General features: G+C 67.0%; 27 protein-coding genes and 1 pseudogene. 5 read left to right on the forward strand and 23 right to left on the reverse strand.

Annotation, left to right across the window (positions count from 1 at the left end; translation table 11 throughout):
• From ACM14_RS25680 to ACM14_RS25725, 10 genes are all read right to left on the reverse strand, one after another.
• Positions 1 to 498, reverse strand: a 498-nt coding sequence (locus tag ACM14_RS25680; protein ID WP_254662136.1) for a class III extradiol dioxygenase subunit beta, incomplete at its 3' end; no start/stop codon positions are given.
• A gap of 1 nt (position 499) precedes the next feature.
• Positions 500 to 958: a protocatechuate 4,5-dioxygenase subunit alpha gene (gene ligA, locus ACM14_RS25685; protein WP_012206248.1), complete on the reverse strand. Its 459-nt coding sequence runs from the start codon at positions 956 to 958 to the stop codon at positions 500 to 502.
• 48 nt (positions 959 to 1,006) lie between these two features.
• Positions 1,007 to 1,924 carry an amidohydrolase family protein gene (locus ACM14_RS25690; RefSeq protein ID WP_065347731.1) on the reverse strand — a complete coding sequence of 306 codons (918 nt, stop codon included), beginning with the start codon at positions 1,922 to 1,924 and terminating at the stop codon, positions 1,007 to 1,009.
• 13 nt (positions 1,925 to 1,937) lie between these two features.
• Entirely contained in the window at positions 1,938 to 2,621 is a 684-nt protein-coding gene (ligK, locus tag ACM14_RS25695; protein ID WP_065347732.1) for a 4-carboxy-4-hydroxy-2-oxoadipate aldolase/oxaloacetate decarboxylase, read from the reverse strand.
• 33 nt (positions 2,622 to 2,654) lie between these two features.
• Positions 2,655 to 3,683 carry an amidohydrolase family protein gene (locus ACM14_RS25700; RefSeq protein WP_012206251.1) on the reverse strand — a complete coding sequence of 343 codons (1,029 nt, stop codon included), beginning with the start codon at positions 3,681 to 3,683 and terminating at the stop codon, positions 2,655 to 2,657.
• Positions 3,684 to 3,720: 37 nt separating this feature from the next.
• Positions 3,721 to 5,103, reverse strand: a complete 1,383-nt coding sequence (locus ACM14_RS25705; protein WP_065347733.1) for an aromatic acid/H+ symport family MFS transporter — start codon at positions 5,101 to 5,103, stop codon at positions 3,721 to 3,723.
• 101 nt (positions 5,104 to 5,204) lie between these two features.
• Positions 5,205 to 6,329, reverse strand: coding sequence for a 4-oxalomesaconate tautomerase (locus tag ACM14_RS25710; RefSeq protein ID WP_034395655.1), 1,125 nt, complete (start codon positions 6,327 to 6,329; stop codon positions 5,205 to 5,207).
• A 180-nt stretch (positions 6,330 to 6,509) separates the two neighbouring features.
• Positions 6,510 to 7,028, reverse strand: coding sequence for a hypothetical protein (locus ACM14_RS25715; RefSeq protein WP_034395652.1), 519 nt, complete (start codon positions 7,026 to 7,028; stop codon positions 6,510 to 6,512).
• A 184-nt stretch (positions 7,029 to 7,212) separates the two neighbouring features.
• Positions 7,213 to 8,223: a tripartite tricarboxylate transporter substrate binding protein gene (locus ACM14_RS25720; protein WP_065347734.1), complete on the reverse strand. Its 1,011-nt coding sequence runs from the start codon at positions 8,221 to 8,223 to the stop codon at positions 7,213 to 7,215.
• A complete protein-coding gene (locus ACM14_RS25725) occupies positions 8,220 to 9,083 on the reverse strand; it encodes an amidohydrolase (protein WP_065347735.1) in 864 nt (287 codons plus the stop codon). Before ACM14_RS25725 ends, ACM14_RS25720 begins: the two co-directional genes overlap by 4 nt.
• 122 nt (positions 9,084 to 9,205) lie before the next feature.
• Here ACM14_RS25725 and ACM14_RS25730 point away from each other — a divergent pair, with 122 nt between their 5' ends.
• Both ACM14_RS25730 and ACM14_RS25735 read left to right on the forward strand, forming a co-directional pair.
• Positions 9,206 to 10,093, forward strand: coding sequence for a LysR family transcriptional regulator (locus ACM14_RS25730; protein WP_047327543.1), 888 nt, complete (start codon positions 9,206 to 9,208; stop codon positions 10,091 to 10,093).
• Positions 10,094 to 10,243: 150 nt separating this feature from the next.
• Positions 10,244 to 11,020, forward strand: a complete 777-nt coding sequence (locus ACM14_RS25735; protein WP_065347736.1) for an SDR family oxidoreductase — start codon at positions 10,244 to 10,246, stop codon at positions 11,018 to 11,020.
• A 140-nt stretch (positions 11,021 to 11,160) separates the two neighbouring features.
• Here the strand turns inward: ACM14_RS25735 and ACM14_RS32530 are convergent, their stop codons facing one another.
• The 3 genes and pseudogenes from ACM14_RS32530 to ACM14_RS32540 form a co-directional block, all read right to left on the reverse strand.
• The gene (locus ACM14_RS32530) at positions 11,161 to 11,484 is read right to left on the reverse strand and encodes a contractile injection system protein, VgrG/Pvc8 family (protein WP_254662139.1); all 324 of its coding nucleotides are present in this window, start codon (positions 11,482 to 11,484) and stop codon (positions 11,161 to 11,163) included.
• Positions 11,454 to 11,576, reverse strand: a pseudogene (locus ACM14_RS32535) (contractile injection system protein, VgrG/Pvc8 family); the annotation flags it as partial. The pseudogene ACM14_RS32535 and the gene ACM14_RS32530, both read right to left, overlap by 31 nt.
• 23 nt (positions 11,577 to 11,599) lie before the next feature.
• Positions 11,600 to 11,878 carry a hypothetical protein gene (locus tag ACM14_RS32540; protein WP_254662137.1) on the reverse strand — a complete coding sequence of 93 codons (279 nt, stop codon included), beginning with the start codon at positions 11,876 to 11,878 and terminating at the stop codon, positions 11,600 to 11,602.
• Positions 11,879 to 12,257: 379 nt separating this feature from the next.
• Here ACM14_RS32540 and ACM14_RS25745 point away from each other — a divergent pair, with 379 nt between their 5' ends.
• Positions 12,258 to 12,683 carry a Fur family transcriptional regulator gene (locus tag ACM14_RS25745; protein WP_012206260.1) on the forward strand — a complete coding sequence of 142 codons (426 nt, stop codon included), beginning with the start codon at positions 12,258 to 12,260 and terminating at the stop codon, positions 12,681 to 12,683.
• 113 nt (positions 12,684 to 12,796) lie between these two features.
• Here ACM14_RS25745 and ACM14_RS25750 read toward each other — a convergent pair whose 3' ends face one another.
• From ACM14_RS25750 to ACM14_RS25775, 6 genes are all read right to left on the reverse strand, one after another.
• Positions 12,797 to 14,161 carry a DUF3526 domain-containing protein gene (locus ACM14_RS25750; protein ID WP_065347738.1) on the reverse strand — a complete coding sequence of 455 codons (1,365 nt, stop codon included), beginning with the start codon at positions 14,159 to 14,161 and terminating at the stop codon, positions 12,797 to 12,799.
• Positions 14,158 to 15,585, reverse strand: a complete 1,428-nt coding sequence (locus ACM14_RS25755; RefSeq protein WP_065347739.1) for a DUF3526 domain-containing protein — start codon at positions 15,583 to 15,585, stop codon at positions 14,158 to 14,160. Before ACM14_RS25755 ends, ACM14_RS25750 begins: the two co-directional genes overlap by 4 nt.
• Positions 15,582 to 16,403: an ABC transporter ATP-binding protein gene (locus tag ACM14_RS25760; protein ID WP_065347740.1), complete on the reverse strand. Its 822-nt coding sequence runs from the start codon at positions 16,401 to 16,403 to the stop codon at positions 15,582 to 15,584. The genes ACM14_RS25755 and ACM14_RS25760 overlap by 4 nt, the downstream gene beginning before the upstream one ends.
• Positions 16,404 to 16,411: 8 nt before the next feature.
• Positions 16,412 to 18,613, reverse strand: coding sequence for a TonB-dependent siderophore receptor (locus ACM14_RS25765; protein ID WP_065347741.1), 2,202 nt, complete (start codon positions 18,611 to 18,613; stop codon positions 16,412 to 16,414).
• Positions 18,614 to 18,730: 117 nt separating this feature from the next.
• The gene (locus ACM14_RS25770) at positions 18,731 to 19,120 is read right to left on the reverse strand and encodes a DUF2946 family protein (protein WP_065347742.1); all 390 of its coding nucleotides are present in this window, start codon (positions 19,118 to 19,120) and stop codon (positions 18,731 to 18,733) included.
• A 134-nt stretch (positions 19,121 to 19,254) separates the two neighbouring features.
• The gene (locus ACM14_RS25775; RefSeq protein WP_012206266.1) at positions 19,255 to 19,869 is read right to left on the reverse strand and encodes a TetR/AcrR family transcriptional regulator; all 615 of its coding nucleotides are present in this window, start codon (positions 19,867 to 19,869) and stop codon (positions 19,255 to 19,257) included.
• A gap of 134 nt (positions 19,870 to 20,003) precedes the next feature.
• On the opposite strand from ACM14_RS25775, the gene ACM14_RS31815 reads away from it, so the two are divergent.
• Both ACM14_RS31815 and ACM14_RS25780 read left to right on the forward strand, forming a co-directional pair.
• Positions 20,004 to 20,396 carry a hypothetical protein gene (locus tag ACM14_RS31815; protein WP_139093498.1) on the forward strand — a complete coding sequence of 131 codons (393 nt, stop codon included), beginning with the start codon at positions 20,004 to 20,006 and terminating at the stop codon, positions 20,394 to 20,396.
• Between the two features lie 241 nt (positions 20,397 to 20,637).
• Positions 20,638 to 20,916: an H-NS family nucleoid-associated regulatory protein gene (locus ACM14_RS25780; protein WP_012206267.1), complete on the forward strand. Its 279-nt coding sequence runs from the start codon at positions 20,638 to 20,640 to the stop codon at positions 20,914 to 20,916.
• Between the two features lie 87 nt (positions 20,917 to 21,003).
• Here ACM14_RS25780 and ACM14_RS25785 read toward each other — a convergent pair whose 3' ends face one another.
• Genes ACM14_RS25785 through ACM14_RS25800 form a run of 4 tightly spaced genes read right to left on the reverse strand, consistent with a single transcriptional unit; the run spans position 21,004 to position 24,726 of the window.
• Positions 21,004 to 21,408, reverse strand: a complete 405-nt coding sequence (locus ACM14_RS25785; RefSeq protein ID WP_065347743.1) for a RidA family protein — start codon at positions 21,406 to 21,408, stop codon at positions 21,004 to 21,006.
• Positions 21,409 to 21,412: 4 nt separating this feature from the next.
• Positions 21,413 to 21,865 (reverse strand): thioesterase family protein, encoded by a 453-nt coding sequence (locus ACM14_RS25790; protein ID WP_016450635.1) that lies wholly within the window; start codon positions 21,863 to 21,865, stop codon positions 21,413 to 21,415.
• 9 nt (positions 21,866 to 21,874) lie between these two features.
• Positions 21,875 to 23,515, reverse strand: a complete 1,641-nt coding sequence (locus ACM14_RS25795) for an AMP-binding protein (RefSeq protein ID WP_065347744.1) — start codon at positions 23,513 to 23,515, stop codon at positions 21,875 to 21,877.
• A 41-nt stretch (positions 23,516 to 23,556) separates the two neighbouring features.
• The gene (locus ACM14_RS25800; RefSeq protein WP_065347745.1) at positions 23,557 to 24,726 is read right to left on the reverse strand and encodes an acyl-CoA dehydrogenase family protein; all 1,170 of its coding nucleotides are present in this window, start codon (positions 24,724 to 24,726) and stop codon (positions 23,557 to 23,559) included.

Consider the following 24,726-nt stretch of genomic DNA (forward strand, 5'->3'; position numbering starts at 1 on the left):
GCGCTGGCCCGACGGCACGGGGTACTGCACCACGTTCACGGCAAACGGAATCACCGGGCAGGGCCAGGCGCCCGTGCGCGCGTCCTGCTGGCCGCACATCAGCGACAGCGGCACGGTCAGGCCGTGGTCCACGTCCATCTTGTTGACGATGGTGAGGTCGAAGTCCTGCTGGATCACCGACTGCGCAATGTGGCTGGCCAGCTCCGGATGGCCGACGACCTTGGGCACGGGGCGCGGGCCCCAGCCTTCGTCGGCGGGCTGGTATTCAGCGGCCGTGCCGATGGCAAACGTCGGGATGAAGTCCAGGCTGAACGCGGTCGCGTGGTCGTTGTAGACCAGGAAGATCACGTCGGGCTTGTTGTCCTTGAGCCATTGGCGCGAGTGCTCGAAGCCCTTGAACAAAGGCTGCCAATAGGGCTCGTCTGCCTTGCCCAGGTCCATGGCCGCGCCGATGGCGGGCACATGCGAGGTGTAGACGGATGCGGTGATGCGTGCCATGTCAGTTGCCTTCCTTGTTGTTCTTGTCCACGCTGCCGGCCTTGCCCTGCGGCTGGCGGTGGGCCTGGGCATCGCCCTCCTCGCCCACGCGGCGGTTGCCTTCGGCCGAACGGCCTCCGCCCACCATCATGTTGCGGTATTCCTCTTCGGACATGCCGGTCATGGAGCCTGCCATCTGCTGGAAGCTCTTGCCGTCCGTGGCGCCGATCTTGGCCAGGAAGTAGATGTTGCCGCCCGTGCGCATGCACCAGTTGAGGTCGCGGGCCAGCACGGCCTGCTTCTGCTCCTCGCTCATGGCCCATTCGTCCAGGTAGGCACGTTCGTCGGCCTTGAAGCGCTCGCGGTTCTCGGCCTTCATCAGCGACATGCAGAACTGGTTGAGCCAGTAGCCTTTGCGGGACTGCTCGGCATCAAAAATGATGGTGCCGGGCACGTCCAGATAGGGTTTGTCCAATGCCATGGATATCTCCTTGAATATGTCCGGCACCAAGGCCGGACATGGTTGCCGTCAGGCTTCTTCCGGCCAGTACAGGCGCATCGGATTGTCGACCAGCAGCTTCTTCTGCAGCTCGGCAGTCGGTGCAATGTGCGGGATGAAGTCGACCAGCAGGCCGTCATCGGGCATGTGGTCCTTGAGGTTGGGGTGGGGCCAGTCGGTTCCCCACAGCACGCGGTCGGGGAATTCCTCGACCACGCGGCGGGCGAAGGGCACCACGTCACGGTAGGCATTTTGCTCGCCGTCCAGCGCCTTGGGGCCGGTGACGGACAGGCGCTCGGGGCAGCTGACCTTGCTCCAGACGTTCTGGTGCTCGCGCATGAACCTGAGGAACAGCTCGAACTCGGGGCCGTCCACGGGCTTGCTCACGTCGGGGCGGCCCATGTGGTCCACGACCACGGTGGTGGGCAGGCTGGTGAAGAAGTCCCACAGCTCGGGCAAGTCCACGGCCTCGAAGTAGATGACCACGTGCCAGCCGAGCTTGGCGATGCGGCCCGCGATCTCCATCAGCTCGTCCTTGGGCGTGAAGTCCACCAGGCGCTTGACGAAGTTGAAGCGCACGCCGCGCACGCCGGCGGCGTGCAGCTCCTGCAGTTCCTCATCGGTCACGCTGCGGCGCACCGTGGCCACGCCGCGCGCCTTGCCGTTGGCGGCCTTGCAGGCATCGACCATGGCGCGGTTGTCGGCGCCGTGGCAGGTGGCCTGCACGATGACGTTGCGCGCAAAGCCCAGGTGGTCGCGCAGCGCAAACAGCTGCTGCTTGCTGGCGTCGCAGGGCGTGTACTTGCGCTCGGGCGCGAAGGGGAATTCATCGCCGGGGCCGAAGACGTGGCAGTGGGCATCCACAGCGCCTGCGGGCACCTGGAACTTCGGCTTGGAGGGGCCGGCGTACCAGTCCAGCCAGCCGGGGGTCTTCTCGAAATTGCTCATGCGCTTCTCCTCCTCAATCGATATAGCGCAAGCCGGCTTTTTCCAGGGGCTCGCGCATCTTGTACATGTCCAGGCCCAGCACGCCACTGGCCAGCTTGGCGCGCTTCTCGCCCTCGAAGCTTTCGCGCTTTTGCGCGGCTTGCAGCGTGGCGACGGCCTTGGCGGCGGGCACGCAGACCACGCCGTCATCATCGGCCACGATCACGTCGCCGGGCGTGACCCACATGCCTGCGCAGACCACCGGGATGTTGACCGAGCCCAGCGTGGCCTTGATCGTGCCCTTGGAAGAGATGGCGCGGCTCCACACGGGGAAATTCATTTCCTGCAGCGTCTTCACGTCGCGCACGCCGGCATCGATGATCAGCGCCCGCGCGCCGCGCGCCTGAAAGCTGGTGGCCAGCAGGTCGCCGAAGTAGCCGTCCGTGCATTCCGAGGTCACGGCCGCGACCACGATGTCGCCGGGCTGGATCTGCTCTGCGGCCACATGCATCATCCAGTTGTCGCCGGGCTGCAGCAGCACGGTGACGGCCGTGCCCGAGACCTGCTGGCCCGCATAGATGGGACGCATATAGGGCTTGAGCAGGCCCACGCGGCCCATGGCCTCGTGGACGGTGGCCGAGCCCAGGGCGGCCAGGCCATCGGCGGCCGCGCGGTCGGCGCGCTGGATGTTGCGGTAAACCACACCGAGTTCGTACATGGTGTTCTCCTTGGATCTGTGGTGGCGGCCTGCTTACAGGCCCTTTTGCTTGAGGGCGGCGTCCATGCGCGGGAACACGCGGCGCGCATTGCCTTCGTAGACCTGGTAGCGCTCCTCTTCGGTGAGGTTGGCCGTGGCCTCGATGTAGCGCTTGGTGTCGTCGTAGTAGTGGCCCGTGGTCGGGTCGATGCCGCGCACGGCGCCGATCATCTCGCTGGCGAACAGGATGTTCTTGACGGGGATCACCTTGGTCAGCAGGTCGATGCCGGGCTGGTGGTAGACGCAGGTGTCGAAGAAGATGTTGTTGAGCAGGTGCTCGTCCAGCAGCGGCTTCTTGAGCTCCTGCGCCAGGCCGCGGAAACGGCCCCAGTGGTAGGGCACGGCGCCGCCGCCATGGGGGATCAGGAACTTGAGCGTGGGGAAGTCCTTGAACAGGTCGCTGGTCAGGCACTGCATGAAGGCCGTGGTGTCGGCATTCAGGTAGTGGGCGCCCGTGGTGTGGAAGCACGCGTTGCAGCTGGTGGAGACGTGGACCATCGCGGGGATGTCGTACTCCACCATCTTTTCGTAGATGGGATACCAGGAGCGGTCCGACAGCGGGGGCGAGGTCCAGTGGCCACCTGAAGGATCGGGGTTCAGGTTGATGCCCACGTTGCCGTACTGCTCCACGCACTTGACCAGTTCGGGAATGCAGGTGGCAGGGTCCACGCCCGGCGACTGCGGCAGCATGGCGGCGGGGATGAAATGCTCGGGGAACAGCTCGCTGACGCGGTAGCACAGCTCGTTGCAGATGGCGGCCCAGGTGCTCGATGTCTGGAAGTCGCCGATGTGGTGGGCCATGAAGCTGGCGCGCGGGCTGAAGATGGTGAGATCGGAGCCGCGCTGCTTCATCAGCTTGAGCTGGTTGGTCTCGATGGTCTCGCGGATCTCGTCGTCGCTGATCTTCAGGTCGCTGGCCCTGGGGGCCTTGGACGGGTCCTTGAGGCCTGCGATCTGCAGGTCGCGCCAGGCGCCCAGGGCCGCGGGCGCGGTGGTGTAGTGGCCGTGTACGTCGATGATCATCGGATGGTCTCCTGCGTCTTTATGGGGTGGGAATGTGTCAGTGGAGGGGTGCGGCAGGCGCCGCGCCGCCCTGCGGCTCGGGACTGCTGTACTGCTTGATGATGAGGGCGGCCATGGCGATCACGCCAGGAATGGCCACCACCGCAAAGATCTCGCTGAAACCCAGCTGGCGCGCCGACAGCTCGGCCACCAGGAAGGAGCCCGCAATGCCGCCGAAGCGGCCAATGCCCAGCATCCAGGCCACGCCCGTGGCACGGCCCCGCGTGGGGTAGTAGGCGGCGGCCAGCGCCGGCATGGACGATTGCGCGGTGTTCATGATGGTGCCGGCCAGGAAGACGGCCACCACCAGCCAGCCCAGGTGGCCGGCCGTCTGGCCGATCCACCAGATGGAGGCCGCCGTCAGCGCATAGCCGATGGCGATGATGCGGTTGGCATTGAAGCGGTCCATGAGCCAGCCGAACAGCACGGCGCCCACGCCGCCCAGCGGGAACAGCGCGGCCACCAGGGTGCCGGTCTTGGGGTCCAGGCCCGCTTCCTTGAACAGCACGGGCATCCAGTTCATCAGCGCGTAGAAGATGACCAGTCCCATGAAGTAGGCGATCCACAGCATGATCGAGCCCACCCGGTACTCGCGCGACAGCACCACGCCCATGCCGCTGCTGGCCTGGGATTCGGGCTCGGGCTTTGACTCGGTCATCACGAAGCGCTGCACGCCCTGCACGGCATCGCCGGCAATGCGCGCCAGCACCTTGCGGATGCGCTCCGCCGGGTAGTTGTTGGCCACCATGTGGCGCACGGATTCAGGCAGCAGCACGATCAGGGCCACCAGCAGCAGCAGCGGCGCGGCACCGCCCAGGATGAGCACGCTGCGCCAGCCGAAATGCGGAATCATCCAGGCCGCCAGAAAGCCGCCGAAGGCCGCGCCCAGCGGAAAGCCGCAGAACATGGCGTTGGTCAGCGTGGCGCGGCGCGAATCAGGGCAGTACTCGCTCATCAGCGTGACGGCATTGGGCATGGCGGCGCCCAGGCCCAGGCCGGTGACGAAGCGCAGCACGGCCAGCGTCCAGATGTCGGGCGAAAAGCCCGAAGCCAGGCAGGACACGGCAAACACCGCCACCGACCCCACCAGCACGGACTTGCGACCCAGCCGGTCAGCCAGCGGACCAGAGAACAGGGCGCCTGCGGCCAGGCCGAACAGCGCCGCGCTGAGCACGGGCGCCAGCGCAGGCTTGCTCACGCCCCACTCGCCGATCAGCGAGGGCGCGATGTAGCCGATGGCCGCCGTGTCAAAGCCATCGAGCAGAACGATCAGGAAACACAGCGCAAAGATCACCCACTGGAATCCCGAAAACGGGTGCTCGTTGAGCAGGGTCTGCACATTGACGCCGGTTGCTGCGGCGTCCTTCTGGACGGATGTCATGACTTGTCTCTTCCACTGTCTCTCGGCCTGGCGGATACCGCATCTGCGCGCGCGACCCGCCCCTTGCACTGCAGGGGCCGGCAAGCCCCTGCGCTGTTTCTTCAGTCCTGCCTGCGGCCGTCCCAGACCGAGCGCGGAACCATCACTTCGCCACGCATCAGCAGGCGCGCCGTGCGCAGCAGGGCCGCCTTGGTCACCACCTCGGGATGTGCCGGATCGCTGTCCAGCGTCACGCTGAATTCGCCCGTGGGATGCTCCACCGACACCGTGAGCGGGCCCGCGCCCTGCGTGAGCTGCGCCACGCCGTCGCACACGGTGCCCGGCATCTTCACGGCCGTGCCGACGGTGACGGCTGCCAGCACGCCGATGGCGTCATGGCAGACGTGGGGGATGAAGCTGCGCGTGGTCAGCGCGCCGCCATGCTGGGGCGGCGCGATCAGCGTCATCTTGGGGTAGTTCTTGGCCGAGACATCGCCCAGGCCCATGGTCCGGGAGATCTGCAGGCGCAGCGCCTCGATGCGGCGCTTGAGATCGGTGTCGGCGTTGAGTTCGGCCACGGTCTCCAGGCCGGTTGCGCCCACGTCGGCGGCCTTGAAGATCACCAGCGGCATGCCGTTGTCTATGCAGGTGACGTCAAGCGTGAAGTCTTCGAAACCCTCGCCCGTCACCGTGACCGTGTCCCGGGGCTTGCCCGTGGGCAGCAGGCCCGAGCAGACCGAGCCGGCCGTGTCCAGGAAACTGATCTCGATGGGTGCCGAGCTGCCGGGCGCGCCGTCGATGCGGGCCGAACCTTCGTACTCCACCTGCCCGCCGGGCGTCTGCACGGTGATGTCGGCCGCCATGCCGGTGTTCAGCGTCAGCACGCGGAAGGTGCTGGTCTCGCCGCGCGAGGAGACCATGCCGGTCTCCAGCGCAAAGGGAACCACGCCGGCCAGCATGTTGCCGCAGTTGGGCGTGGTGTCCACCGTGTCCTTGTCGGGCTGCAGCTGGGCGAAGAGGAATTCGAGGTCGATGCCCTCCTTATCGGAGAGGCTGACGATGCCGACCTTGCTGGTCAGCGGATGCGCGCCACCCACGCCGTCGATCTGCCGCTTGTCGGGCGAGCCCATGGCCGCGAGCAGCACGCGGTCACGCGTGGGCAGGTCGGAGGGAAGATCGGTGGCCCGGAAGAAGGGGCCCTTGGAAGTACCGCCCCGCATCAGCAGGCAGGGAATGGCCGTTTGCATGGCTGTCTCTATCAGTATGGGTATGACAGCTATTGTGAGCATGGCGCGGGCGAGGCACCACTGAGCAAGCCCGCTAGCAGCTATAGCAAACCGGCATAGCTCAGTGCCAGGCTTGCGCTGCGGGTTGCGGCGCACGGGCGCCGCAACTGCTTGATACAACTTATTTTTATGCGGTGCCGCTCAATCGCGGCCATGGCCCCGGCCGCGATCATGGCCATGCCCGGGGCCGCGGTGGTCATCACCACGCCCGCCATGGCGATCGTGGCGGTCGTCACGGTCCCAGCGGCGGTCATCGCGGCGGTGTTCCCATTCGCGGTGGCGGCGCTCCTCGCGCCAGCGCGGATCGGGACGCGGCGGCCCGGCATGCCAGTGCGGCGGCGGGTTGCGCAGGAAGTACACCGGGCGGCCGCAGGCGCCGTAGCGGGCGCAATGCTTGCCCCAGTGCTTGGCGTGGCCCGGGGGCACCCACATGTAGACAGGCGGCGGAGCCATGGGGGCCGGCGCAATGATCACGGGGCGCTGGTACAGCAGCGCTGGCGGCGGCGCGTTGCCGATGTCCACGGTGCCGTAGACGCCCGGTGCCAGCTGGCCCGAGACCGAGCCGCTGATGTAGGTCTGCGCCTGGGCCGCAAGGGCCGAGCAGGCCAGCGCAAAGGCGGCCGCGGCGCGCAAGGTGGTTCGCAAGGTGAGCAGGGCCATGTTCTTTTGAAGTGGGTGAAACAGGAAAGGCCCCGTTTCTACCAAGCGCGCGGGGCCGCGTGGGCCGCTGCGCCTGAAAAGGTGTAAGAACCCGTTCAAGCCAGCGCCCGTACCTGTTCAACGCGCCAGGGCTGCCTGCGGTGCACAGCAGACCGCAATGGTCCGCTTTCTGGCCTGCACGCGCTCAGTCCAGCTTGAGCCGGGAATCCTTCACCACCTTCTGCCATTTGGCGATCTCGGCGCGGCGGAAGGTCTCCAGCTCGGCCGGCGTGGAGCCTATGGGCTCGGCGCCTATGCCAGCGAGCCGCTCCACGATGGCGGGTTCGCGCAGCACCTTGGCCAGCACCGTGGACAGCCGGTTCACGATGGCGGGCGGCGTGCCGGCCGGCGCTAAGATGGCGTTCCATTCATAGGTCTCGTAGCCGGGCACGCCCGACTCGGCAATGGTCGGCAGCTCGGGCGCGGCCTTGGAGCGCTCCAGCCCGCCCACGGCCACCGCGCGCAGCTTGCCGGTCTTCACGTGCTGCCAGGCCGAGCCCATGCTGGCAAACATCAGCGGCACCTGGCCCGACATCACATCCATCATGGCCGGGCCGCCGCCCTTGTAGGCCACATGGTGCAGCTGCGTCCTGGCCAGCAGGTTGAACAGCTCGCCCGCCAGGTGCTGGGCCGAGCCCGGGCCTGCGGACGCAAAGTACAGATGCCCGCCCCCTTCGGAGCGGCCGGCCTGGATCAGGTCCTGCACGCTCTTGATGGGCGACGAAGGCGCAACCACCAGCACATTGGGCACGCGCAGCAGCAGCGAGACCGGCGCGAAGGCCTTGAGCGTGTCGAACTGCATGCGCGCGTGGATGGCGGGGTTCTGCGCGTGGTTGGAAGCATCGAGCATCAGCGTGTAGCCGTCGGGCTGGGCCTTGGCCACCTGGGCGCCGCCGATCATGCCGCCTGCCCCGCCCCGGTTCTCGATCACCACGGGCTGGCCCAGCTCGGCAGACAGCCTGGGGCCGATCAGGCGCGCCACCACATCGACGGTGCCGCCCGGCGGATAGGTCACGACCAGGGTGACGGGGCGCTCGGGGTAGTTGGCCGCTGCAGCCGCCGCAGTCGCTGCAGCCGGCGCGGCCATGCCGGCAACGGCCGAAAGCAGGCCTGCGGCCGCCCACAGGCTGGCGGTGCGTCTGGACAGGGAATTCATGGTGTGTCTCCTTGGTTTGGCATGTCGTTTTGGAATCGGAACAGCTCGAAGGCGGTGCGGCCCAGCACGGCCTGCAGGGGGCCGGCATCGTCCAGCCAGTCCTGCAGCCAGCGCACGGCCGCCGGATAGCTGGCCTGGCCGGCGTGCTGCGTGTGCGGCCAGTCGCTGCCCCAGAGCAGCCGCCCGGCCGTGAAGGCCTGCAGCAATTGCGCGGTGGCCTGCCGGCCCGAGGCGGCGCAGTCGGCGGCCTGCCAGATGCGGTAGGGCGCGGACAGCTTGACCCACACACGGCCGCTGTCGGCCTGCTGCAGCAGATAGCCAAAGCCCGGGTCGCGCACGCCCAGGGCCGGGTCAGGGCGCCCGAAGTGGTCAACCACCACGCGGCAGCCGGCCGCCAGCAAGGCGGGCAGCAGGTCCGGCAAGCGCCCGGCCTGCAGGTGCAGCTCCACATGCCAGCCCAGGGCGTTGGCCTGCTCCAGCACGCGGCGCCAACCGGGCGCATTCAGATCGGGCAAAGGCAGGCCGATCAGGTTCAGGCGCATGCCCACCACGCCGGCATCGGCCAGGGCCTGCAGTTGTTCATCGCCCGTGCTCTCATCCACCACGGCCACGCCGCGCAGGCGCTGCGGCTGGGCGCGCAGCGCCTTGAACAGGTAGCTGTTGTCCGTGCCCAGAAAGCTGGGCTGCACCAGCACGCCATGGGCCAGGCCGTGCGTGTCCAGGTGGTGCAGATAGGTGCCCAGGAGCGCGTCCTCGTCGGGCGCGTAGCGGCGCGCATCCGGCATGGGCAGGCCACGCTCGAAGACATGGGCGTGGGTATCGACGCTGGACGCAATGGCGAACCGGGGCACGGCAGACACGGGAAGAACTCCTTGTGGGTTGCGCCACGCAAGGCGCGGCGCTGGGGGCATGGGGCCGGATTCTAGGAACGGGGGGTATATATTTCCATTCTTCAAAATGGATTTATTCATACCGGATCAATATGGAAACCCGGCATCTGCGCTACTTTCTCGCGGTGGTGGACCAGGGCAGCGTCAGCCGCGCAGCCGACTGGCTGGGCATTGCACAGCCGGCCCTGAGCCAGACCCTGGCCCGCATGGAAAAAGACCTGGGCGTACAGCTGTTCCAGCGCTCACGCCAGGGCGCCCTGCCCACCCCAGCCGCCCTGGCCATGCTGGACGATGTGCGCACCAGCGTGGCCCGCATAGATGCCGCCGCCAGCCGCGCGCGCGAGATCGCCAGGGGCAGTGCGGGCCAGTTGACCGTGGGCCTAGTGTCCTCGGCGCTTTTCGGCACCCTGCCCCGCGCCCTGCGCGCGTTGCGGCAGCAGGCGCCCGGCGTGCGCGTCATCCTGCGCGAGATGAGCAATGCCGAGCAGGCCGAGGCCCTGCAGACCGGCGCCATCGATATCGGCCTCATGCACACGCCCGTGGCCGTGGGCGGGCGCATGCGCGAGCGCCAGCTGCTGCGCGAGCGTCTGGTGGCCGCCGTGCCCGATGAATTCCAGATCGGCGAGGACGGCCAGGTCAGCCTGGCCCAGATCGCCGAGGCCGGGCTGGTGATGTACCCGCAGGCGCAATTGCCCGTGCTGCATGCCGGCATCCTCGACGCGCTGCGCAAGGCCGGGCACGAGGCCCATGTGGCGCAGGAAGCCAACCGCACCCTCACCGTGCTGGCTTGCGTGGCCGGCGGCTGCGGCGTGGCCCTGCTGCCCAGCTGGATACGCTCCATGGACTTTCGCGGCGTGCGCTTTTGCGAGGTGCGTGACGGCCAGGCCCTGCCCAGCCTGGACCTCAGCGCCATCTGGCCCGCACGCTCCACGCCCACGCTGGCCGACCTGTTCGCGCACCTGGAGCTGGGCGAAGACTGAGCTCTGCCGAGCCCGCTGCGACCATGTGCAGCCCGGCACAACCCGGCACCACCGAGCGCGGCCCGGCGCCCGTGCAAGAAGCGGGATGCGCGTCCGCCTGCGCCACACTACAAACCGCTTTCCCTCATTCACGGAAAGAAAAGGTGCGAGATGCAGCCATCGCCACAGCAACTCCACGGAAAAGTCGCCCTCATCACGGGCGCCAGCTCAGGCATAGGCCGCGAAGCCGCCAGGTTGTTTGCCCGCCACGGCGCCAGGCTGGTCCTCACGGCCCGCCGCCAGGCGCAACTGCAGGCCCTGGTGGCGGAGATAGAGCAGGACGGCGGCCAGGCCATCGCGCTGGCCGGCGACGTGCGGGACGAGCCGCTGGCACAGGCCCTGGTCGAGACCGCCACGGCACGCTTTGGCGGCCTGGACATCGCCTTCAACAATGCCGGCATGACCGGCGATCCCTGCGCCCTCCCCGATCTCTCGCTGCAGGCCTGGCAGGACGCCATCGCCACCAACCTCACCAGTGCCTTTCTGGGCGCCAAGCACCAGATACCGGCCCTGCTGGCACGCGGCGGCGGCTCGCTGATCTTCACCTCCACCTTCGTGGGCCATACGGCGGGCCTGCCCGGCATGGGCGCCTATGCCGCCAGCAAGGCCGGCCTCGTCGGCCTCACCCAGGTCATCGCCGCCGAATACGGTCCCCGCGGCCTGCGCGCCAACGCCCTGCTGCCCGGCGGCACCGACACTCCCATGGGCCGCGCCAGCACCCCCACGCCCGAGGCGCGCGCCTTCGTCGAAAACCTGCACGCGCTCAAGCGCCTCGCCACGCCCGCAGAAATCGCCGCGGCGGCGCTGTTTCTGGCGTCGGACGCATCCAGCTTCATCACGGGGACGGCCATGGTGGTCGATGGTGGCGTGTCCATCAACCGGACTTGAACGAGATCCCTGGCCGGCATGCCCAGGCCAGGGGCCGCAGCGCCTGGACCGCATCTGTTCCATGCGGCTTACTGGTACGTCCTGGCCATGCCTGCCCGTGCAACTTCGGGGCCGTCGCTGCAATGGCGGCCCGGCTTGATTTACTGCTCCAGCTGCCGGGCGTGGATGTTTTGCGGATCGCCTGCGCCGGCCTTTTCAGGAGGATACAAAGGAATGGATTCATCCCCGGGCAATGCGCCGTGCGAGGCATGCTCGAAGAAGAAGTAGATGCCTTGGTGCTGCATCCATCGCGGGACAAGGTCGCAATCGCTTTCGTTGAATTGAGCGCAGCAGTCCCCGCTGCGATAGCCGCGCGTGCGTTTCTTTCGCAGCGGATGGCCATAGACGCCAATACCTGCTCGACGATGTCGGGCACGGTCTGGTTCTGGAAGATGCGAAAGTCGCTCCTGCGCGTGGCCAGCCACAGCCAGGGGCTCAGGCGGGCCTTGCAGGCGTAGCCGCGGTGGTTCTGGCCCTGCATGCCCAGGCGGGTGACGATTCCGTCGATGTAGCGCATTGCGCCGCCCTGGATTTGTATTTCTATGGTGGTGCTTTACCCAACAGGGCCTTGGCGAAGATGCTTTCGCTGAGCATTTCCCAATCGAGGCTGAAAGGCTGGCTGATTTTTTTCCGGCCGCGCAATTCGCAAAAATGCACTTCATGGCCCAATCGCCTGTGGATCGCGACTCGGAATGTCATTGCGCAAACCACCCTGGGCGCTAGTTCCGGGGCGGCGTCCTTTCCCCTTTCAAGGAAACGGATCATGGACAAACGAAGCGCATTGAGGCAATCTACCCGTATTGGCAATACACTGTCCATGTAAGTAATTGCATCTCACCTTGGGCCGGCACCGCCTCTTGCAGCCCTGACGGCAAGCACCATACACACCCTCATTCCAAGCACTCTTCAATCAATAGATCAATTACACCCCATTACAGCATTGTTGACGGCTATGGCATTTAACGAGCGCATAAGGTCCATCGAATGCTCACCACATATACTCGCGAAAACTGGCAAGAATGGAGCACCTGGTGTCTGTCAAATGGAGTTCCTTCCCCTTGGGGCAGAGATCCATTGCACACACTGCATCTCCATGCTTGTGGGACCCGCAGGTAAACACAGTGTAAATTTCAGCTGTGAGCGCTCGTGAGCACTGATTAATCGCGTCGAGATTGTTATAGTAAATAACGGAACCACCATGACTAGACACACTCAGCCCATCGTGGAGCGCTTGTTCAGGCCTATGGAACGCTCGACCCGTCAACGCAGCTCGATACGCACGGTCATGGAAGAGGCTGGACGCCCCTTGCTGCCGGCCGAGATCCTCGGCGCAGCGCAGCGTGAGGTGCCAGCCATCGGGCTGGCCACGGTGTACCGCAACATCAAGCAGCTGATGGAAGCGGGCGAAGTGCAGGCCGTGGACCTGCCCGGCGAGGCCACGCGCTACGAACTCAGCGGCCGCGCCCACCATCACCATTTCCGCTGCATGAGCTGCAACCGCGTGTTCAACGTGCCCGGCTGTCCGGGCGACATGCAGCGCATCGCCCCCGAAGGCTTTGTGGTGGAGCGCCATGAGATGACGCTGTACGGCGTCTGCAGCGACTGCCACCAGAACGTGCAATAACAGGGAGCCGCCCGCCTCAGGCTCAGCCTCGGGCCCACGGATCAAGAAGATGACAGCCATGGTGCAGGCCCTGCCTGAACCATGGCTGTTTCCTTTTTCGCTCGCCCTTGGCCTCAGCGCCCGCCCGGCCGCACGCGGCCTGCGGCAACACCGCCGGCCAGCAAGGCCAGCGCAGCCACCATCCACAGCATTGCCGTCTGCCCCCAGGCCTGCCGCGCAGGCCGTGGGCTGGCCGTGAAGACGGGCTGGGCTGCAAAATCCTGCGCACCGAATGTGCGGTCCTCAAACAGGTAGGGATAGAGGAAGGCGCGCAGGCGTGCGTGAAAGGCGGCGATGTCGTCCTGATAGGCCAGTTGCGCCAGCAGGTCGGTGCCAGCCTGGCGGTGCAGCGCAGCCTGCACGCCCACGCCGGGCAGCAGCCAGCCCAGGCGCCCGGTCCAGGCCTGGCGTGCCTGCAGGCCGGCGCGGTAGGCGGCGAACTGGGGCGCGACACTTTCATCGCCGAGCTGCTGGAAGGCGTAGTACCACTTCCAGTGAAAGCCTGCAGGCAGCGGCGCGGTGTCGCGCCATTCGGGGTGGTTGCGGAAAAAGCGCTCCATGGTCTGCTCGCGCGGCAGGTCCCAGGCGCCATGCACGGTCTGGCGCTGGACCAGCATCAGCTCCACGCCCTGGCTCACGGGGATGGCACGCGACAGCGCGGCATTGGCCAGCGTGGGCAGCACCAGGGTCAGCACGGCCCAGCAGCCCATGAGGGCCATGGCATTGGCGACCGAGCTGCCGCCCAACGCGGCAACCACCAGGCACAGGCCGCTCCAGAAAACCACATAGGCCGTGGCGGACAGCAGCACCGTGGCAAGGGCGCCCGCCGCTGCCCCACCGGCCAGTGCGCCTGCCAGGGCAGGCAGTGCCACGCAGGCCAGCACCAGCACGGAACGCAGTGCCGCGCGGCGCAGCCACAGCCGCCGCCCGGTGCCAGGCATGGCCTGCAGCATGCCCAGGCGGCCCGATTCGCGCTCGCCCGAGACCAAGTCGTAGAGCAGCGCAATCAGGAACAGCGGCACCAGGTAGACCAGCACAAAGGCGAAGTCGAAGCGGCCCGCCAGCGCCAGCTCCGGGTTGAAGCTTTCTCCTTCATGCAGCTGTGCCTGCAGCGCCAGCGCGCGCACGCGCAGCACATAGGGCGCGGCATCGCGCAGGCCCAGGGCCAGAAAGGCCGTGGACGATGGCGCATCCCAGGTGGCGTGAAAGCCGTAGTAGGCCACCGAGCCTGCATCGCCGGACTGCGCATGCCGGCTTGCCTGGGCCGCCATGTCCTGTTGCTGCAGTTGCGCAAGGCGGTCCAGGGTCAGGCGTTGCGAAGCGATCTCGCGCAGGCCCGACAGCACGGCCAGCGTGGACAGCAGCAACAGCAAGGCCAGGGCGCACAGCGCCAGGCGCGAGCGCGTCAGAAGACGCCATTCATGCAGGAGCCAGCTCATCGCGCCACCCTCCCCAGCCGTTGCGTGGCCAGCAGCAAGGCCACCGTCAATACAGCCAGCCATGCCAACAGCACATAGGCGGCAGGCGCCGCACGGTGCAGGGCCGCCAGCGGTGGATCGGGCTCATGGTGGAAATCGGAGACGCCGCGCCAGTGCTCGTGGCCGATGCGGTTGTCGCGGCTCGATCGGTCGCCCGCATAGCTGAGCTTGTCCACCTGCAGGCGGTTGAGGGCCTGCACCATGCGGTAGCGATGCTGCTCGGCCTGCTCCAGAAAGCGCCGGTAGCCTTGCAAGTCGGTCCCGGCCACGGCCATGGACAGGCGGCGCAGCGCGATCACGGGGCTGATCAGGGCAAATGCGTCAGCCCGGCGCAGTTGCTCGGCCTGCAGATCGAAGCTGGCCTCGGCATGGCGCCTGAAGAGTTCACTCGTCAACCGCTCGCCTTCCATGCCGACCAGTCCCTTGTAGTTGACGGGCAGGTCCTCGACGCGCGAGACACCGTACTGCGCCAGCACCCTGGCGCGGAAAGCGGCGAAATAGGGATCGTCGGGATTGTGGCTGTCGCCCAGCGCCGCCAGCTCGCGCGCGGTGGCGATGTCGGTCTCGAAACGCGTGGGCAGCGCCAGGGCAGATCCCACCAGCTCCGGCACCAGACGGGGCAGCAGCACCACGGCGACGGCCCAGGCCGCCAGCAGGGCCAGCAAGGCATCGCGCCCGCGCCGCATGAAGGCCGAGACAGCGACGATGCCCACCGCCCAAAGCATCAGCCACAGCACATGGCCTGCCGCCAGCGTGGCCACCAGGCTGATGGGCACCGGCGTGGCCACGGCCATCCAGGCCAGGGCCAGCAGGGCCGGCAGCAGCACCAGGGCCGCCACGCCCGCCAGCGCCAGCAGCTTGCCGGCCACGAACTGCCGCGTGCCCACGCCCTGGGCCAGCAGCACGCGCAGGGTGCCGGCCTCGCGCTCGCGTGCAATGCAGGCATGGCCCATGAAGATCAGCAGCAGCGGCGCCAGCACCTGCAGCACAAAGGCCGGCGTGAGCTGGCCGAACCGCAGCAGCAGCGAGGACTGGCGCACATCGCCGAAGTTGGCGCTGTTCTGGCGGTGGCCCTCCAGAAACAGCGTGTGGCCGGTGTAGGCGTCGATGCCCGAATCAAAGGCCGCCAGCGGATTGAGCGGGCGGAACACGAAGTGGCCGTAATGCACCATGCGGTGCGGATGGCGGTCGGGCTGGGCTTCGAACTCGCTGTCCACCTGGGACTGGTGGCGCTCGCGCTGGGCCTGGGCCGCGCTGCGCTGGTCCCAGGCGGTGAAGGCGGCAGCGGCGCTGAGCAGCAGCCACAGCGCCATCCCCAGCACGGCCACGCGGTCGCGCAGCAGCAGGCGCCATTCCTCGCGCGCAATGGTCCAGGCCGCGCTCATGCCGCCGCTCCCTGCGTGTCGGCTTCAATGTGCGTGTCCGTGCCCGTGCCCGTGTGCGTGTCCGTGCCCACCCCTGCATAGTGGCGGTGCAGTGCGCGCACATCGAAGCGCTCCTCTCCGCTGGCCGCCACTTCCTCGACCAGACGCCCGCCTGCGATGAAGCCCATGCGGTCGGCCACGTCGGCGGCCCCCAGCAGGTCGTGCGTGACCATGAGAATGGCCACGCCCTGGCCGCGCAACTGCAGGAGCAGCCGGCTGAACTCGGCCGTGGCCTGCGGGTCCAGGCCCGAGGTGGGTTCGTCCAGCAGCAGCGCCGGCACCCTGCGCGCCAGCGCCAGCGCAATCGCCACTTTCTGGCGCATGCCCTTGGAAAAGCCGGAGACGCGCCGGTCGTGCGCAGCGGCGTCCAGCCCTGCGGCAGACAGCGCCTGGCCGATGGCGCCGGCCGCAGCCGGCTGACCCGCCAGCTCCAGCAGGTAGGCCACGTTCTCGCGCGCACTCAGGTGCTCGTACAGCGCCACGTTCTCGGGGATATAGGCGATCAGGGCACGCGCCTGCGCAGGCGCCGTCACCGGGTCCACGCCCTGCACGCGCACCTGTCCGCTGCGCGGCCGCACAAAGCCCAGCAGCAGGCTCAGCGTGGTGGTCTTGCCCGCGCCGTTGGCGCCCAGCAGCGCATAGATCTCGCCCGCATGCACGGCCAGGTCCAGGCCCTGGAGGATGGTGCGCTCGCCATAGTCCACCACGACGCCCAGCGCTTGGAGCACGGGCGTGGAGGCAGAAGTGGGGTTGGAAGAAACAGGAAGGGATGAATGCATGGCGGGGCTCAGAACTTTGCTTGAAGGCCTACGGTGACGGTGCGGGCCGTGCCCGGCGTCACCCACAGCCGGCTGTACGAGCTGGTGTAGTAGGTCTTGTCGAAGAGGTTGTCCACGTCCAGCGTCAGGCGCAGCGTAGGGCTGATGCGCCAGTAGGCAACCAGCTTGGCCGTGGTGTAGCTGGGCAGCTCGAAGGCGGCCTTGCCGGCATCGGCCTCGGCCTGCGTGCGGGCCTGGCCCAGGCGCTTGCCCATGTGGGTGACGCCGCCGCCGATGCCATAGCGCTGGCCGTTGGAGAAGGCGTTCTCGTAGACCGCCAGCACGCTGCCGTTGACCTTGGGCACGTTGAGCAGGCGCCCGCCCACCTCCAGCGTGTTGTCGCGGGAGATCTCCACGTCGTTGAGCACCAGGCTCGCATTCAGGCGCCAGCGCTGCGTGACCTGGCCGGCGAAGTCGAATTCCAGGCCCCGGCTGCGGATCTCGCCGGCCGAGACCGAATAGCCGGCGTTGCCCGGGTCGGCCGTCAGCACATTGCGCTTGCGGATGTCGAACAGCGCAGCCGTGGCACCCATGCGCTGGTCGGCGCTTTCCCACTTGGCGCCCAACTCCATGGAACGGCCGGATTCGGGGCTGAAGCCCGCACCGGCCACATCGATGCCCACGTTGGGCCGGAACGAGCGGCCCGCGTTGGCATAGAAGGTCCATTGCGGCAGCGGCAGCCAGCTCAGGCCCAGGCGCGGCGAGGTCGAGGCCGGGTCCTGCTGGGTGGTCGCGCCCGTGCGGCGGTTGTGCAGCGACTGGTCATAGCGGTCCATGCGCAGGCCGGCCACCACGCGCCATTGGGGCGAGAGCTTGATGGCGTCCTGCAGGTAGAACGCCGTGTTGCGCTGCCGCTCGAAGGTGTCGGTATTGGCCGTGGGCACGGGGCGCGCACCGCCGTAGATGGGGTTGTAGATGTTGATGGCGTAGGGATTGGCCGCCGTCGGGTTGGCGCGCAGCATCAGCGTGTCCATCTCGAAGCGAAAGCTCTCCAGGCCCAGCAGCAGCTCGTGTTCGACGGCGCCCGTTTTCACCGTGCCCTGCAGCTCGGCCTGCACGGCGATATCGTCGGACTGGTAGTCGCGGAAACGCCGCTGGCGCGTGAGGTCGCCATTGGCCAGCAGCGCGTGGGGTTCGGTGGAAAAGCCGTTGATCGAGGTTTCGCGATAGGACAGGCCCAGGCGGCTGCGCCATTGCGCGCTCCACTCGTGCGAGACGATGAACTGGTGGGTGCGGTTTTCCACCGTCACATCGCCGTCGCCCGGCTCGCCCAGGAAGCGGCTGCGCGAGATGGCGCCCAGCCGGTCGCCCACGGCCACCACGCCGCGGTCCAGCGGCGTCTTGTGGCGCAGCAGCTCGCCCGAGTACTCCAGCACCGTATCGCGCCCCAGCTTCCAGGTGAAGGCCGGTGCGATCACCTGGCGGCTGGCGCCCACGAAATCGCGGAAGCTGTCGCGGTCCTCCACGGCGATGTTGAGCCGGTAGGCAAAGTTCTCGCCCACCGGTCCCGTGGTGTCCAGCGCGCCACGCCGCAGGCCGTAGCTGCCTGCATAGGCTTCCACGGAATGCGAAGGCGTCCACAGCGGGCGCTTGGAGACCACGTTCAGCGTGCCGCCCGGCTCGCTGCTGCCATAGAGCGCAGCGGCCGTGCCCTTGAGGAACTCGATGCGCTCCACGCCGGCCAGGTCACGTGGCGCATTGAAGCCGCGCCCCGAGGAAAAACCGTTGAACAGGGTGGCCATGCCCACGTTCTGGTCGCCGGGCAGGCCGCGGATGACGATGTTGTCCCACAGCCCGCCAAAGTTGTTCTGGCGCGAGACGCCGCCCACGTAGTCCAGCACGTCGTCAAGCTTGGTGGCGCCCAGGTCGTCCATGGCCTGGCGCGTGATCACGCGCACCGACTGCGGCAGCTCGCGCAGCGGCAGGTCGGTCTTGGCGCCGGCCGCCTCGTCGGTGTGATAGGCGCCCGAGGCCGTTCGGCCCACGACTTCCACGGCAGGCAGCAGCGCCTGCTCCTGCGTAGAAGCGGAATCGGAAGCGGCGGCGGGGCCGGAGGACGGATCCTGGCCTTGGGCCAGCGCGGGCATGGACAGGAAGGCGGCAGCGCTCAGGGCAAGCGGCAGCGGGCGAAGGCGGGGAAGCGGCTTCGCGGGGAAGAAGAAGGCAGTCATGGTGAAAACGGGCACAGGCGCATGCCGCCGGCATCCACAGCCGGCGCGCGCAAACACGGACATGCCGCCGGCACCAATGGGCGCTGGCGGCAGAGAAGGAGAAAAGTGCTTGCGGGTTCAGCGCGGCGGGTCGCGCGATGCAAAGGCCCAGCGGTTCTGCGAGGGGATGGTGCCACCCACGGTGCGCGGCGGTACCCTCTCAGGCGGCGCGGCCACGGCCAGCGGCAGGCCGAAGTGCGTCAGCCAGGCCGCCGCATGCGGTGCATGGCCCATGCACCATGCGCAGACGGCTTCGGCGGCTTCGACGACTTCAGCCTTTTCGCCAGCCTGGCCGCGTTGGCCGGCCTGGCCGGCCAGCGCATCATCTTCGCAGCCGTTGAGGCCTACAAAAGCCTGGGCAGGCCCGGCCACCGCCTGGCGGATATGCGTTGCGCCGTGCAGGGGCATGCCAATGGCCGTGTTGAAGAACACGGCCAGCAATAGCAGGCGCAAAACAAGCAGACGCATAAGACGGCGATCTTACTATTGACAGTTAAATATCATTAACAACCCGCCGCCATTTTCTGCACTGGGCCGGGACAGCAGCGCGGGAATATGCCACCGGCATGTGACAGGCCGATTGGCGCTTTTCAGCCTTGCGCCTATTTATCTGCCGGTCCCACGCCCCGGAAGAACATGTCGCAGATCTGGTCCGCCACCTTCTCCAGCGAGCCCTTGCGGGGGTTGAACCAGGACTGTATGGAGTTGATGCTGCCCAGGATCATGATGCGCGCCAGGTGGATGTCGGCGTCGGCCCGCAGGCGGCCTTCGGCACGCAGGTCTTCCAGCAGGCCGCTCCAGAATTTCTGGTGGCGCTCGCGGCGCTTGATCTGGCGCTCGCGCACCTTGTCGGGCAACTGGCCCAGCAGCCGGCCGTGGGCCAGGGCGAAGTCGCCATGCTTTACCAGCCCCGCCATCTGGCCCAGCACGGCTGCGCGAAAGCGCTGCTCGGCCGTGGCGTCGGCGCCCAGCGCGGCAAGGCGCTCCTGCTGCTGGCTGATGATGCGATTGCCGCCCTGCTCCATGACCTCGTCCACCAGTTCCTCCTTGGAGGCGAAGTGGTAGTAGATGCTGGCGGCCTCGATCCCGGACTGCTCGGCAATGTTGCGCATGGTGGTGGCAGAGTAGCCCTGCTCACCGAAGGTGCGGGCGGCCAGCTTGAGAAGGGTCTCGCGGGTCTCGTTGCCGTCGTGGGCGCTGGTCTGCCTTCTTGCCATGTCTGCCAGGTGGTGGATCGTTGTAGTGCGGCGATCCTAACAGGCTGTTGGTAGCGCGCCAATCAAGCGTTCGGTGCCTGCCGCCCGCCGACTGCCGCATGGCCGGGCCGCGAAATCCGATTCAAGAATCACCCTTGAAACGACTGCAGGCTGCAATGGCTCCGGCAATCGGTAAGCCGATGCGCTTGTCCTGTATAGACAGAAGGCGCCGCCATTCACCATTCGAACAAGCGATCTTTGACAATAAAAAAAACCTATCCCGCAAATCGATTATTCAAATGAAACCGCAGGCATCAATCAATGCATTGAATAACTCGATCAAATCACATGTAATATATTTTATAAATCGATTTTATGATTTGATTGTTAAAATGCAAATGTTGATTGTTTTCCATAACCAAGGCGGAACTTTCGCGGCCAACGTTGCGCAGTCCCCTGAAAAAGCCATGACAGCACGTCGTCTCCAGAGGAGGAAGCGCCAACCACAGTGCTCTGCAAATGTAACAACGACACAACAGCTTTTGTAAAGTGCCGGTTATCCAGATTGCCCTGGATATAATGCGGATCGCCTTGGAATATGCCCAGGCATGAGAAGAAGCGCCCTACCCTCCATAGAGCGCCAACATCATCAGTATTTGTACTTACGGTGAGTTCTTCATCCCCACTGCACATGCACCAGAATTGACCATTCTGCAAAGAGTCCTGGGTCCAGGCTCTTGCTGCGCAGTTTTCACACAAATAGCCGCACTTAGAAATTCTTCCATCAAGATGACTACATACCAAGAGCTGATTGCCCAGAAAAAATTGCTCGACCAGCAAATCGACGATGCCCGCAAGCTGGAGTCCAAAGCGGCCCTGGCATCGGTGCAGGAGCTGGTCCGTGAGTTCGGCTTCACGGCACAACAGGTCTTCCCCTGGAAGCCCGATGGCAAAAAGAGCGCTCCCGCCAAATACCAGGACCCCGAGTCCGGCAAGACCTGGACCGGCCGCGGCAAGCCGCCGAACTGGATCCTGGGCAAGGACCGCACCCTGTTCGAAATCAAGTGAGTCCCTGCCGCGCATGTGCCCGCCCGCTCGGCGGCTCACATGCGCGGGCATTGCCCGGTTGGCGCGCAAATGGCGCGCGGAGGGACATCAGGCCGGCACCACCGCCGTGACCTCGATCTCCACCTTGGCCCGGTCTTCCACCAGATCCGCCACCTCCACGGCCGTCATGGCCGGGAAATGCCGCCCGATCAGTTCGCGGTAGTGCTTTCCAATGGCTGGATAGGCAGCCACGTATTCCTGCTTGTCGGTCACATACCAGGTCATGCGCACGATGTGCTCGGGCCTGGCGCCGCCTTCGGCGAGGATGGCGACGATATTGGCCAGCGCCTGCCGCACCTGTCCGGCAAAGTCGTCCGTCTCGAATTGCTGCTGGCCGTTCCAGCCAATCTGCCCGCCGACGAACACCAGCCGGGAGCCGACCGTCATTTCGGTGAGGATGCCATTGGCATAGCCTCGCGGCGCCAGCCAGCCCGGGGGTTGCAGAGTCTTCATTGCTTCATCCTGTTCTCGTTGAATCCGTAAAACCGTCCTGCGGCACCAGATAGGCCTGCAGGCGCTCGCGCAGATCGGCCGGCAGTGGCGTGGCCTTCATGCTGCGCAAATCCATGGTGACGATGGTCATGCGCGCAGACAGCCGGCGTTGGCCGTCCGGCCCCTCGAAACGCACATCGAACTGGAACGATGCCCCGCCGATGCGGCGCACCTCCAATACCTGGCGCAGCGTGTCGTGCCAGCGGCTGGGCGCCGTGAAATCGCATTGCACCGACACCGTGGGCGTGCCCACCTGGCGCTGTACATGCAGGGTGTGAAAGGGCAGGCCCATTCCCCTGTCGAACCATTCCTCGACCAGGTCGTTGACCATCTCGAAATAGCGCGGGTAAAAGACGATGCCGGCCGGATCGCAATGGCGAAACAGCACCTGCACCTGGCTGACGAAGGCGGAGGCCATGGCGCGCGCTCACGGCATCTTGCGCAGCACGAATCGCTGCAGCTTGCCGGTCTCGGTGCGCGGCAGGGCCGGCACGAAGACAATGGCGCGCGGGTACTTGTAGGGCGCAATGCTGGCCTTGACGAAGGCCTGCAGCGTGGCGGCCATGTCGTCGCCGGCCGCAAAGCCGGGCTTGAGCACCACAAAGGCCTTGACCACCTGGCCGCGCTCGTCGTCTGCCGCGCCGATCACGCCGCATTCAGCCACGGCCTCGTGGCGCAGCAGCGCATCCTCCACCTCGGGGCCGGCGATGTTGTAGCCGGCCGAGATGATCATGTCGTCATTGCGCGCCTGATAGAACAGATAGCCGTCGGCGTCGCGCACAAAGGTGTCGCCGGGCAGGTTCCAGCCGTTTTGCACAAAGCGCTTCTGGCGCTCGTCGGCAAGATACCGGCAGCCGGTCGGCCCCTTGATGGCCAGGCGGCCGGGCGTGCCGTCGGGCACGGGCTGCATGTCGTCGTCCACCACCTGGGCCACGTAGCCGGGCACGACCTTGCCGATGGCGCCCTCGCGCACCTCCTCGGGCGGGCTGGACACAAACACGTGGATGAGCTCGGTGCCGCCGATGCCGTCGATCATCTCGATGCCCGTGGCCTGCTTCCACAGCTGGCGCGTGGCGTCGGGCAGGGCCTCGCCCGCCGACACGCTTTTCCTGAGCGACGACAGATCGAAGCGCGCTGCCTGCGCCGCCATCTGCCGGTAGAAGGTGGGTGCGGTGAAGACGATGGTGGCGCGGAAATCCTGCACCAGTTGCAGCAGCCCTTCGGGCGTGAGCTTTTCGGCTAGCACGGTGCTGGCGCCCACGCGCAGCGGAAAGCACAGCAGCCCGCCGAGGCCAAAGGTGAAGGCCAGCGGCGGCGTGCCGCAGAAGATGTCGTCCGGGCCCGGCCGGATCACATGGCGCGGGAACAGGTCGCACATGGCCAGCACGTCGCGGTGGAAATGCATGCAGCCCTTGGGCGCGCCCGTAGTGCCGCTGGTGAAGGCGATCAGGCAGACATCGTCTGCCGCCGTGTCGCAGCAGGCGAAGGTGTCGGGCTTGGCTGCGGCCAGGGCGTCCAGCGCATCGGCTGCGCTGTCGTTGAAATACAGCACGCGCGAAAGGTCCGGGCAATGGTGTTCATGGCCGGGCTGCAGGCACAGCTGCACCTCGTCCTTGAGGCGCACATCGCACAGCACGGCCTGCACCTGGGCCTTGGCGATGATCTGCTGCAGCTCCTTGGCACGCAGCAGCGGCATGGTGGGCACCGTCACCAGCCCGGCCTTGATGGCGGCCAGCCAGGACGCGGCCATCATGGCGTTGTTGGGGCCGCGCAGCAGCAGCCGGTTGCCGGGCACCAGCTGCAGGTCTTCCACCAGCACATGGGCGATGCGGTTGGTCAGCGCCTGCAGTTCGGCATAGGTCATGGCGGCCTGGTCCGCGCCCTGCCTCCAGCGCAGAGCCACGCGGCCGCCCTGGCCGCGCGCCACCATGGCATCGACCAGTTCGGCCGCGCAGTTCAGGCGTTCGGGATAGGCCACGTCCGGCCCGTCGAGCAGGAACTCGGGCCATTGGTCGGGCGGCGGCAGGTTGTCCCGGGCGAAAGTATCGATGTGGGCGGAGGCTTGCATGCGATGTTCCCTGGCTTTGCGTTGAATGGGCAGCCTGCCGCTCAGGCCTTGAGCAGCTCGCGCGCGATGATGAGTTTCTGCACCTCGGTCGCGCCCTCGTAGATGCGCAGCGCGCGGATCTCGCGGTACAGCGTCTCCACCGGCATGCCCGAGACCACGCCCGCCCCGCCGAACATCTGCAGCGCGCGGTCGATCACGGCCTGGGCCGATTCGGTGGCCGTCATCTTGGCCATGGCCGCCTCGCGCGTGGTGCGCGTCTTCTTCACATCGCGCATCCAGGCGGCGCGGTAGGTCAGCAGGGCCGATGCGTCGATGGCCGTGTCCATGTCGCCCAGCGCGGCCTGGGTCAGCTGCAGGTCGCCCAGGGTCTGGCCGAACATGCGGCGCGACTTCGCGCGTGCCAGGCCTTCGTCCAGCGCGCGGCGCGCAAAGCCCAGTGCGGCGGCGGCCACCGAGGCGCGGAAGATGTCCAGCGTCATCATGGCCAGCTTGAAGCCCTGCCCCGGCTCGCCCAGGCGCTGCGACACGGGTATGCGGCAGTTGTCGAAACGGATGGTGGCCAGCGGGTGCGGCGCGATCAGTTCGATGCGCTCGCCGATCGAAAAGCCCGTCGTGTCCGCATCGACCACGAAGGCGCTGATGCCGCGCGCCCCAGGCGCCTCGCCCGTGCGGGCGAACACGCAGTAGAAGTCGGCAATGCCGCCGTTGGAGATCCAGGTCTTGGCGCCGTTGAGCACATAGTGGTCGCCTTCGAGCCGCGCCTCGCAGGCCATGGCGGCCACGTCGGAGCCCGCATCGGGCTCGGACAGCGCAAAGGCCGCAATGGCCTCGCCGCGCGCCACGCGCGGCAGGTAGCGCTGGCGCAGCGCATCCGACCCCATGAGCGATATCGCACCGCTGCCCAGGCCCTGCATGGCAAAGGCGAAGTCGGCCAGGCCTTCATGGCGGGCCAGGGTCTCGCGCAGGATGCAGACCGCACGCGAGTCCACCTCGGGCAAGGCCCCGCCCCAGGCGCCGCCGGGGCCGGACGGCACGGCATAGCGCAGCCAGCCGGCCTGGCCCAGGGCCTTCACCAGTTGGCGGCAGGCCGCATCGGCATCGTGGTGGTCCACATCGCCCAGGGATTGGGCGCACCAGGCATCGGCCTCATGCGCCAGCGTGCGGTGGGCGTCGTCGAAGAAGGGCCAGTCCAGCCAGGAGGAATCACGCAT

Origin of the sequence: Delftia sp. JD2 (assembly GCF_001682645.1) — a bacterium.
Classification (GTDB): Bacteria; Pseudomonadota; Gammaproteobacteria; order Burkholderiales; family Burkholderiaceae_C; genus Comamonas; species Comamonas acidovorans.